The sequence below is a fragment of the Okeania sp. SIO2F4 genome (assembly GCF_010672385.1).
Lineage (GTDB): Bacteria > Cyanobacteriota > Cyanobacteriia > Cyanobacteriales > Microcoleaceae > Trichodesmium.
This window is the reverse complement of sequence record NZ_JAAHGT010000270.1, coordinates 1-10,691: the sequence shown is the minus strand read 5'-3', so window position 1 is coordinate 10,691 and position 10,691 is coordinate 1. Positions and strand designations below refer to the sequence as shown.

The window sequence follows — 10,691 nt, the reverse complement described above, 5'->3', positions numbered from 1 at the left end:
AAAAAAGTGCTCTTGAATTTCCTTATATTCAATTGGTGTAACGGTTTTAACCTTCTTGTAATTATCAATTATCAATTATCCATTATCCATTAATGAACTCTTCTGTAATAGAAGGATTGGTTAAAAGGATTTTTTTTTCTTCTCTTGCTCGATTGGATATGGCTAGGTTTCCTCAATTAATAATTAATAATTAACAATTAACAATTAACAATTAATAATTACCTCTTCTGTAATAGAAGGATTGGTTAAAAAGAATTTTTTTTCTTCTGTTGCTCGATTAGATATGGCTAGGTTTCTGATGCATCCCATCCTACTCCAAGCTCCGCTTTTCATGTCGCGAGCAGTCGTTAATGTAGTTGTGCGCTACCTAAACGACCGCTTTTTTTCCTTCAAAGGAGAGGCTTTAAACCTTAGTTGGTCGGTAAAAATAATCGCTCAACCAGTTACGAATATCTTTTTAAGTAACTTGTAACATTGCTCTCAGTAATGGCGTCGATCTTTATAGTTTCTTGCTTTAATTTTTTTGAGAATAGTTTTAACCTTCATATTTAAAAAGCGCTCAATATTCAGCACTCATAAGCCAGTTTTTTTAACCATTTAGGAGAAGGGAAAAATTCCCTTTCCAACCATCAAGTAACTAGCAAGCAGAGGATTTTTAACCAAGCTTATCACCACTCAAGTAAATAATATGAAAATTGAAGTATGAAGGCTGATAGTTGATAGTTAATTGTAAATTGAACCATTTCCTAATGGCTAAATATTCTCCGTTTTTTTATATACTTTTCTGGAACTATTCAGTAAAATAAAAACATAATAAAAAAGAAGAAAAAATGTTTGATTTTTATAATTTATGGAATTTATATGTTTTTTATTGTAGTAATAAATCACATCCTTAAGATGTAACTACCTATGCATGAATTTGGTATAAAACATTTTTGCTACAAGCATTACATCTATTTGCTAGTCAAGCCTTTTCAGCCAGCGCTATAAGGTTATTTCCTAATTGGACAACTTTTTGAAAAGTTTGGTTGATGGCAGGACAACTAAACTCAATCAAAAAGACAAACTCTCTTTGACTGCCCAAAACATCAAAAGTGCTTTATGGCTATTGAATTATAAGTTTCGTTTCAAGTATTAATCACTTTTGACTACTTTCTAAAATTTAGTCTAAACTCCAAATCTAAAGAGTGCTAAAATTACATGGTACTATTTTATGCCTTATCCTACTTCCTACAGTAAGTATGTCCCCAAAAGACCTGTACTATAATGGCAGGGGGAGAGAACGAGCATAGGGTAGCTGTGGGTTTGGGTACATACTTACTGTAATATAGGGAATCTGGAATAAATTCTTGCTTCCTTAGAAAGTAAATGATATAGTGGTATAACATTTTGACTGCTAAATCAGCAGTGTCCAAGAGATCCGTATAGGGTTAGTAGCTTGCGTCACAGCTCAATGTAGCTTTTGGGAAGCTGCTCTCCATTTATGGCTTTGGGAGGATGTCAATTAGTGAGGTTATAATGGCTAAACGCCGCAATCCAAAAAAAGAGAAGGCACAACGTAATCAGGCTTACGCACGGAAGTTTCGTAAAAAAAAGACAGGTTTTTTCTCGAAGCGATATTCATCTAAGTTTGCATCTGGTAATAATCAAAACAGTAACGATCAATCAGAAGAGAGTGCTGGTGCTGTAGAAGAATAGAGAATAGTATATTTTAATGTTCAAAATTCCTAGCTATGAATTTTGACATAAAAAATCTAGATTTGAAAATCAGAGAATCAAATCTAGATTTTTGACATGATTAAACTATAAATTTCTGCTTGGCAATAGAAATTTCTGTTTTTACTTGTGCAAAACCTGTTCCACCATAACTATTCCGTGCAGATACTACTTGGTAAGGGGCGATCGCTTCATAAATATCTGAAGCAAATGCTGGATGTAATTCTTTCCATTCTTCTAAGGTTAAATCTTTGAGTAATTTACCACCAGAAATACAAGTTTTCACAACCTTACCTACTAAATTATAAGCTTCTCGAAATGGTACACCACGAGCTGCTAAATAATCAGCTACGTCTGTAGCATTAGAAAAGTCTTCTGCTACTGCTTCTGTGAGGCGATCGCTATTAAATTCCAAACCTTCTTGCAATAAAATTGTCATTGCTTCTAGACAACTTTTAACAGTTTTAATAGTATCAAATAAACCTTCTTTATCTTCTTGCAAGTCTTTATTATATGCAAGTGGCAGACCCTTCATCACCACTAACATACCCTGTAAATGACCAAAGACTCGACCTGTTTTCCCCCTAACTAATTCTGGTACATCAGGATTTTTCTTTTGAGGCATAATACTTGAACCTGTGGCACAAACATCAGTTAAAGTAACAAACCTAAATTCTTCAGAAGACCATAAAATTATTTCTTCTGCCAAACGACTTAAATGCACCATAATTATACTAGATGCACAGAGAAATTCAATCGCAAAATCTCTGTCACTTACCCCATCCAAACTATTAGCATAAGGTTTTTCAAACTTTAATAATTCAGCAGTATAGTGTCTATCAATAGGAAAAGTTGTACCTGCTAAAGCACCACAACCAAGGGGAGAAATATTCACCCGACGATAAACATCTCCCAACCTTTCCCAGTCTCTTTCCACCTTATGAAAATAAGCCAAAAGATGATGAGCTAAACTCAAAGGTTGCGCCCTTTGTAAGTGAGTATAACCAGGAATTAAAGTTTCAATATTAGACTCTGCTAATTCCAAGAGAACTTTTTGAAAATTTCTCAATAAAATCTGAATTTGCTCAATTTGTTCTCGGAGATAAAGTCTAGTATCAGTTCCTACTTGGTCATTTCTAGACCTAGCTGTATGTAGTTTTTTCCCTACATCTCCAGTAATTTGTGTCAGTCTTTTTTCTACAGCAAAGTGCACATCTTCAGCATCTTCAACCAGATGAAATTTTCCCTCTCGATATTCTTGACGAATTTGTTCTAAACCCTTCAATAATTTTTCACCTTCGTCTGTAGAAATAATACCTGTTTTAGCTAACATTTTTGTATGAGCTATTGAACCATTAATATCATGCTCAATCAATTCAATATCAAAGCTAATACTAGCATTAAATCTAGCTATAGTAGGATGCAACGCCTTTTCAAATCTTTGGCTCCAGGTTTGTTTATCTTGCGTCATTTTGCAGATTTTTTTTCCTGTCTAATAAAATTTTAATAGTGAGTAATTATGAGTAAGGATTCAGCTATTGGCATTCAGCATTTAGCTTTTTAAAGTAATAATTTTACTTCGGTTAGCTAACGATCTTTATTCTTTCCTGCGGAATGCTGCGCAAACATAAACTTTGAATTCTTCTTGGAAACTAATTCCTGCTTATCAGGCAATTAATTAATAGCTAATAACTAATAGCTAATAGCTGAATACTTAACATTATGGCAAAATACTTTTAACCATCCAACCAATTATCAGACCAACTAATAGTGCCCATCCCTGACCACATTCTATAAAGTTGTTCCAAGCTTTCTGTACATCTGCCCATAAGTCTACATCAAGTTGTTGAGCAAAAAGTTGCCAAGTATACAATACTTTCATTTCTAAGAAATTTAAAAAATTACTGTAATTATTAATCAGATTCAAGCCTAATTTTGTAGTAATTATATGCTCTAGCATTTATATTCTTAATCCCAAGTTAATAAAAGTATTTTATAGCAATTTAATTAGAGTTTGCCGATTAACTATTAAAGTGTTTATAAATATAAGGTTGCACTATTTTTAGGTATCAAAAAGTGTGAGTTTTTAGGTCGCTTATATTCAAAAATTTAGTATTTTAGGTTGACTATAGCAGAAAAATCACAAGCTATAATTCTTCTGACCACCTACTCTATAATTATAATTCTCATTTCTCCTGTAAAAGCGATTCACTTTTCGACTTTACGACTCCTACCCTGACCAAAAGAATTATTCAGCCAACCCTAATTATCAATTATCAATTATCCATTATCCATTATCCATTATTAAGTTTTACTCTCATTACCACTAGAGTCATATCATCTGGATTATGATTTCCTTCTCCCACAAATTGTTTAACCTCCTCAAATAGATAATCTAATATTTCTTGTGGTTCTTGATAATTTTGACACGCAAATTGGAAGGCTTGACTTAACTTAAGATCGTCATAACGATCCCCATGTTTGTTCGCTGCATCTGTAAACCCATCTGTATAATAAATGATGGTATCTCCTGGATGAAGTTGTACTTGTGCTTGATTATATTCAGAATCTACTTCCAAACCAATTAACATTCCCAGAGTATCCAAATTCACAATAGAATTATTAGCAGCTTGCCACAACATCGGAGGATGGTGGGCAGCATTACTATAAGACAAAATTCGGGTTTCTGGATCGTACTCTGAATAAAACAAAGTTACAAATCTATGGGAATTTTCCAGATCGGCGTACATAACTTGGTTCAAATGTTGTAGCACTCGTGCAGGTGAGTGGCGGTTTAATACCTCCGCTCTTAACATTCCTCTAGTCATTGTCATAATTAAACCAGCAGGTACCCCCTTACCCATCACATCTCCAATTACAATACTCCACTTACAGGGTTCCTGTTTTTTGTACTTGGAATTCACCTGGTCGTAGTTAGAGGGGATAAAGTCATAATAGTCTCCTCCTACTCGGTTTGCTGTTTGACAACGAGCAGCAAGAGCAATACCAGGAATTTCTGGACATTCTGGTGGTAATAGTCGCAGTTGAATTTCTGCTCCTATTTCTAGCTCTCGGTCCAAACGTTCTTTTTCCCGTAAGGAAGCAGATAGTTCGTCGTTGGCGATCGCTACTGCGGTCTGGTCTGCTACTAAACGAATTAATTTTTGTCTTGCTGGTGTCCAAACATATTCTGGGTCGTGACTAAATACATATAGACGACCTCGTTCTGAGTTTTTCACTAGAATTGATGTGCCAAATAATTGAACATCATTTCCTAGATAGTTGCTAACTTGGTAGTCCAGACTAGCAGTTTGAATAGGGACTTCCTGTAGTTCTTCAGGCAAGGTTGTTTCTGCAATTAATTGACTAGTTGCTATTTCTAATGCTTGTCGGATATCTTGACATTGTTGGCCTTCTTGGCAGTGTAGTTGTTGGAATCTAACTTGTCCATTGGGCTTAAATAATACTAATGCCCCACCATCTGCATCGGTTACTCGACAGCCCATTAGTGGAATTAATTCTAGAAACTGATTTAGATTATTGAAGCTACGCAAGGCAAAGCCTAGAGAACTTAATAAGTCATTAACATTTTGTTGGTCCTTATGTAAACGGGCCACCATTTCTTGAAGAGCATATACAGACTTTATTGGTGAGGGATTGCCACTGGCAATATGGTCAGTGGGTTCAGGGGAGTTTCGATACACAGGCACTACAGTCATAGATTTTTTCTTGATAGGTTGATTGATTAAAGTTTATTGATGCTTGATAGTTTATGTTATTTCATTCTTTGAAATTATGGCATTTCTTGCTTTCCTCGGTTGCTGCTTCGTTAATAATTTTGATTGGAGCTATTTTATAGTTATTAGCTTTGTTAGTTGCAATTTTTTTGGCTGCAAGTTGGAAGATGTGGGGCAGCTCTGCTCATGAGTTTTGTACATGACTTGGTAATTAACTATAGTTTTAGGTGATAATTTATGAGTTGTTTTTCTGCTTAAGTTTTTTTTTGATTTGAAGTTTCTTTAGATAATAATTTGATCCTTATATTTACTAATTTTTATCTATGCAGTTAGGTACGATATTTTCCGGGTAAGTTTGGAAGTAAATTTATAGCAATTCCCCAAAACCTTGAGGTCTCGTCATTCGTAATTTTTAGGGAGTAGTAATCACAGAAACAGGGAATAGAAAAGAATAAAAACAAATATACCTGATTAGCTTGAGAAACGCTATAGGTTTACAGTTTCAATATAAAGTTTCTCAAATTGCTGAGATACAAAACTTTTCTATATTTAGGTAACAGGTAATATTAGAGATAGTTGGGAAGAAATAAAAATACTTTATCTTATTCATTTCATTACCTCTATATTTATTTTTTTACTTCTAATAATTAGACCAATAAACTTAATATTTTCTGAGTTTTTTAGCAAGAGTATTTTTGGCAATTTTATTTAGATAAAATCCAATTTCAATTATTCATTTTTGACTTGGCTTATACCAGGCATAATAAATGATTGCCACAAATCAATTTTAGATATTAGGTACTAAATGTTAATTAGGGCTTGCTGATTAAATCTCAAACCATTGATAAATAAACGAACTTGCCGTTGCGTGTGCTCTAAAAGTGCCACCTTTTGGCTATCAATAGCTCAAAAAGTTAAGGATGGGTGAGCAAACAACAGTGGAAAAATTGAGGGACAATTGCTCCGACTAAATCTTCTGTAATCCACCATTTCTCCTGACTACTGACCACTACAAAGACCAATAAATACTTTTTCAGCAAACCCTAATTAGTAGGTTTTAGTTAGTCAGCAAATATTCATTTTCTAGAACTATGAATTCAGTTTCCCACCATCCTATAGCAATTCCCATACTGGTAAGGTACAAAATTTTAGGTTTGAGGGAACACTTAACTGGGAACAGGGAGTAGAAAAGAAGAAAAACAACTGTACCTCATAACTTTGGGAATTGCTATATTAGTTATTTGTAACGTAAGTATTCAGACTTAACCTATCAGTTTGATACCAAATATTCTGGACTAAGGTTATCTTCAAAAAAAAGTCAAAGTCTTAATCTAAAGAAGATTAGGAAATTTAGGTAACTAGCCTATAATAACTGGATTTAGTATCATCACTTCCTGACAAAGAATCATTCAGCAATTAACAATGAACAATTAATAATTAATAATTAGCCCTTCTTTTAAAAAGGGGATTGACTAAAAGGAAAATTTTTGATTTATCCCCTATCCAAGGGGAGGCTTCAAGGCGTGAATTGTTGAATGAATAATTAATTGACTACCAACTCTTAATTATTAATTATTAATTATTAACTATTAATTATTAATTATTCGGTAAGTTCCTATGCAAAATTAATTACACATTTTATTGACTCCCTGTTCCCTGTTCCCTATTCCCTATTCCCTGTTCCCTCTCTCAACTAGGAAATTCCTCAAAGCACGACTACTTATTAAGAGATTGAGCTAAAATTCAAATCTATTGCTAACAGGAAATCAGCTAATTTTTAGATATCCATCAAAAATGTGCCTCCTCTTTCATTTTTCTTGCTCAATGCTGACCGCTAATAGCTGAAAAGCGGAGCATTCCGGTACGGAAATGCTTACTTTGTCACATTCTTTTTTTAGGCATAGTATTACTGATTTTCCTGAGATTTAGGTCTAAGCATTTTGTGTGATTTTACATTCAAGATTTGACTTTTCCTAGACTCTATTTCCCTAGAAAATTTCAGTTCAAGCTAAAACAGTCATTAGAGTTAAATTACCAGATAAATCAAATATGCCTAATTGCATATCTATAATCACCTGATAAAAATGATTTTAGCTAATCAAGCTAATAGTAATTTAACCTCATATGATATTCAGCACTTTTCCTAGATGGAATTTTATCGACTTCCCATTCTAGATACTACTTTATAGCTAATTTAGTTATCCAAATAGCTATAAACCTAGCTAGTGAAAGTAATATCAATATTTGGTTTAATTGTCTCTGTTTCCTATAATTTCAAAAACAATGACAAATACTTTAATTGCCTGGTCTGCTGACCAAGCAAAAAATTCCTAATTTCTCCTGGAAATTGTCTCTGTTTCCTATAATTTCAAAAACAATGACAAATACTTTAATTGCCTGGTCTGCTGACCAAGCAAAAAATTCCTAACTTCTCCTGAAAGATGAAAATACTCTGATGCTACCCACTCTAAATACTCTAACCCACAAAAACATAGATTTTTTTCACAAATGCTACTTTGATACGGTTGCTCATTCTCAATGGTAAAAGCAATGAATCTTTAACCACTTAGAAGAGCTTCAACGAACTCATAACTAGAAAATGGACGAAGGTCTTCTATACTTTCTCCCACTCCAATAAAGCGAATAGGCAAACCTAATTGCTTTACAACAGCAAGTGCAACACCACCTCTAGCAGTTCCATCGAGTTTTGTCAATACTACCCCGCTCAGTTTAGCAGCTTTGGCAAATACTTCTGCTTGCCGTAAACCATTTTGACCAAGTGTAGCATCCAAGACCAGTAGGGATTCTACCACTGCATCTGGTGCTTTTTTCTCCACTATGCGATGAATTTTATTCAGTTCATCCATCAAATTTTTCTTGTTTTGTAGTCTTCCGGCTGTATCTACCAGTAGTAATTCTGTATTTCTGGTTTGAGCTGCTACTATAGCATCAAAAACTATGGCTGCTGGATCGGTATTTTTACCAGGATTAGCAATTACCTCTACTTCACTCCGTTGTCCCCAGATTGTCAATTGTTGTACTGCCGCAGCTCGAAATGTATCTGCTGCGGCAATTAAACATCTGTAGTCTGACTTGGTAGCTAAATGAGCAATTTTACCGATAGTTGTGGTCTTACCAGCTCCATTTACACCATTCAAGAGCCAAATATTTAAGGTCTCCTTTTCTGGGACAAAAGTTAAGTTATATGCAGGACTAGCTATTTCCGAATCCTTGAATGGCTCATCCAGAATATCTCGTAAGATTTTTTTCAAATAAGCGATCGCCTCTTTTGGAGGTAAAGCTTCTTCGCGCAATTTATTTTGTAGCGTTTCTATGATATAATCAGTTGCCTCTACTCCAACATCAGCTTGTAGTAAAATTGACTCTATTTCCATTACCGCATCTTGATTGAGAGGTCCTTGACCTACAATTGCCCTCAATTGGTTGAGCAAGTTGCGTCGAGTTCTATCCAATCCTTGTCGTAGTTTCTTCAGCCAAGAAATTTCTTCAGCAGAAACTCGATCTGGGCGACGACCTTGAGCCGCTAAAACTTCTGCTGACCAGAGAAATGCTTCATCGAGAATTAGGGGGTCTATTTCTTCTGTTTCAGAATCTACAGTTGTCTGTTGGAGAATTTCTGGTTCTGGTTCTTCTATGGCAGTTTCTTTGAGACGTTCTACTCTTGCTTGTCTTTCTGCAGCAGCTCTAGCCCAGAAAGGTAACTCTTCAGATGCTTGAGTTACTGGAGTATTTTCCTCTACCACTGAATCTGACTCTACCGGAATTTCTAATTCTGGGGATTTTATTTCCCTAGGGGCAGTTTCCTCTACAATTGGAATTGGTTCGGCTTGAGTATCTGTGGATGTAGATTCTGTTTTTTCTACTGCAATATCTTCTTGTTCTTCAGTTTTGAACTGCTCTGGTATCCTTGTGCTTGGCTCAACTTTTGCTGTTGTTGTAGGCGTTTGAGTTTCTAGCTTTTCCTCTGTTTCAACTGCATCTGTAGCGGTTTGAGATACGACTTGAGTTTTTTTCTGTTCTTGAATATTCTTGTAAGCTGCTTTTGCCCAACTCAAATAATCCTCTGTACTTTCTGTGGACTCCTCCGCTGATTTTTCTTGTGATTCAACTGCTGCTTCTACTTTTTCTTTGTCAGGTTCAGGTTTTTCCTTTGAAGTTTTGTCTGAACTGTCATTATACTTACGACGGAACCAATTAAAAACCATATTTATTTTAGATATTACTATTTTAAATAGTCTATCTTATACTGAATTATGTTCAGCCATAGCATAATTAAGTACCTGGTTATAAATAAATTTAATTTTGAAGTCAAGGAACTAGGTAGAGGAGGCTTCGGATTAGCTTACAGGAGTTATTAGACAAGAATCGTTTGGGAATTTATTGGCTACAGTGATTTGGTGCTACCTATATGAGAAAATTTGTGAATTTCCTAACACATTCAACAACTTCACGGAAGTCAAAAGTATTACCTCATTGATAAATTAACGGGTTTGCACTTATGACTTCCACACTTTTTATTACTCAACTGAACAAATACTATAGCGCTATAGTTTTTCACAACTACCTCTGGTCTTTTTATCTAATTCTTGCCCCAGTCAAATCTAACTTTTAAATGCATGAGTTTGAGATATGACCCCTGAAATTGAAACCCAACTGAACATAAACTATAGCGTTATAGTTTCTCACAACTACCTCTGGTCTTTTTATCTAATTCTTGCCTCAGTCAAATCTAACTTTTAAATGCATGAGTTTGAGATATGACCCCTGAAATTGAAACCCAACTGAACATAAACTATAGCGTTATAGTTTCTCACAACTACCTCTGGTCTTTTTATCTAATTCTTGCCCCAGTCAAATCTAACTTTTAAATGCATGAGTTTGAGATATGACCCCTCAAATTCACACATACTATAGCGCTATAGTTTTTCACAACTACCTCTGGTCTTGTTTTCTAATTCCTGTCCTAGTGGTTTGTCAATTTTCAAATGATGGGTTCAGACAAGGCAAGGAAGACAAGGGAGGAAAGTAGACAACGGAGAAAATTTAATAGCTTATCTCTCAAATCAATCTTGACAGACCACTAGTCAAATGTAACTTTTAAATGCATGAGTTTGAGATATGACCCCTGAAATTGAAACTCAACTGAACATAAACTATAACGCTATAGTTTCTCACAACTACCTCTGGTCTTGTTTTCTAATTCCTGTCCTAGTCAAA

5 protein-coding genes are annotated in these 10,691 nt (G+C 34.8%); 1 reads left to right on the top strand and 4 read right to left on the bottom strand.

What is annotated here, in order from left to right:
* Positions 1-1,518 precede the first annotated feature (1,518 nt).
* Positions 1,519-1,698, top strand: coding sequence for a hypothetical protein (locus F6K22_RS17935; RefSeq protein WP_293100567.1), 180 nt, complete (start codon positions 1,519-1,521; stop codon positions 1,696-1,698).
* Positions 1,699-1,798: 100 nt separating this feature from the next.
* Here the strand turns inward: F6K22_RS17935 and argH are convergent, their stop codons facing one another.
* The 4 genes from argH to ftsY form a co-directional block, all read right to left on the bottom strand.
* On the bottom strand, positions 1,799-3,187 hold the full coding sequence (gene argH, locus F6K22_RS17930; protein WP_293100563.1) for an argininosuccinate lyase: 1,389 nt from the start codon (positions 3,185-3,187) through the stop codon (positions 1,799-1,801).
* A gap of 249 nt (positions 3,188-3,436) precedes the next feature.
* Positions 3,437-3,676: a hypothetical protein gene (locus tag F6K22_RS17925; protein ID WP_293100560.1), complete on the bottom strand. Its 240-nt coding sequence runs from the start codon at positions 3,674-3,676 to the stop codon at positions 3,437-3,439.
* 334 nt (positions 3,677-4,010) lie between these two features.
* Positions 4,011-5,435 (bottom strand): PP2C family protein-serine/threonine phosphatase, encoded by a 1,425-nt coding sequence (locus tag F6K22_RS17920; protein WP_293100557.1) that lies wholly within the window; start codon positions 5,433-5,435, stop codon positions 4,011-4,013.
* Between the two features lie 2,576 nt (positions 5,436-8,011).
* A complete protein-coding gene (gene ftsY, locus F6K22_RS17915) occupies positions 8,012-9,679 on the bottom strand; it encodes a signal recognition particle-docking protein FtsY (protein WP_293100554.1) in 1,668 nt (555 codons plus the stop codon).
* Positions 9,680-10,691 lie beyond the last annotated feature (1,012 nt).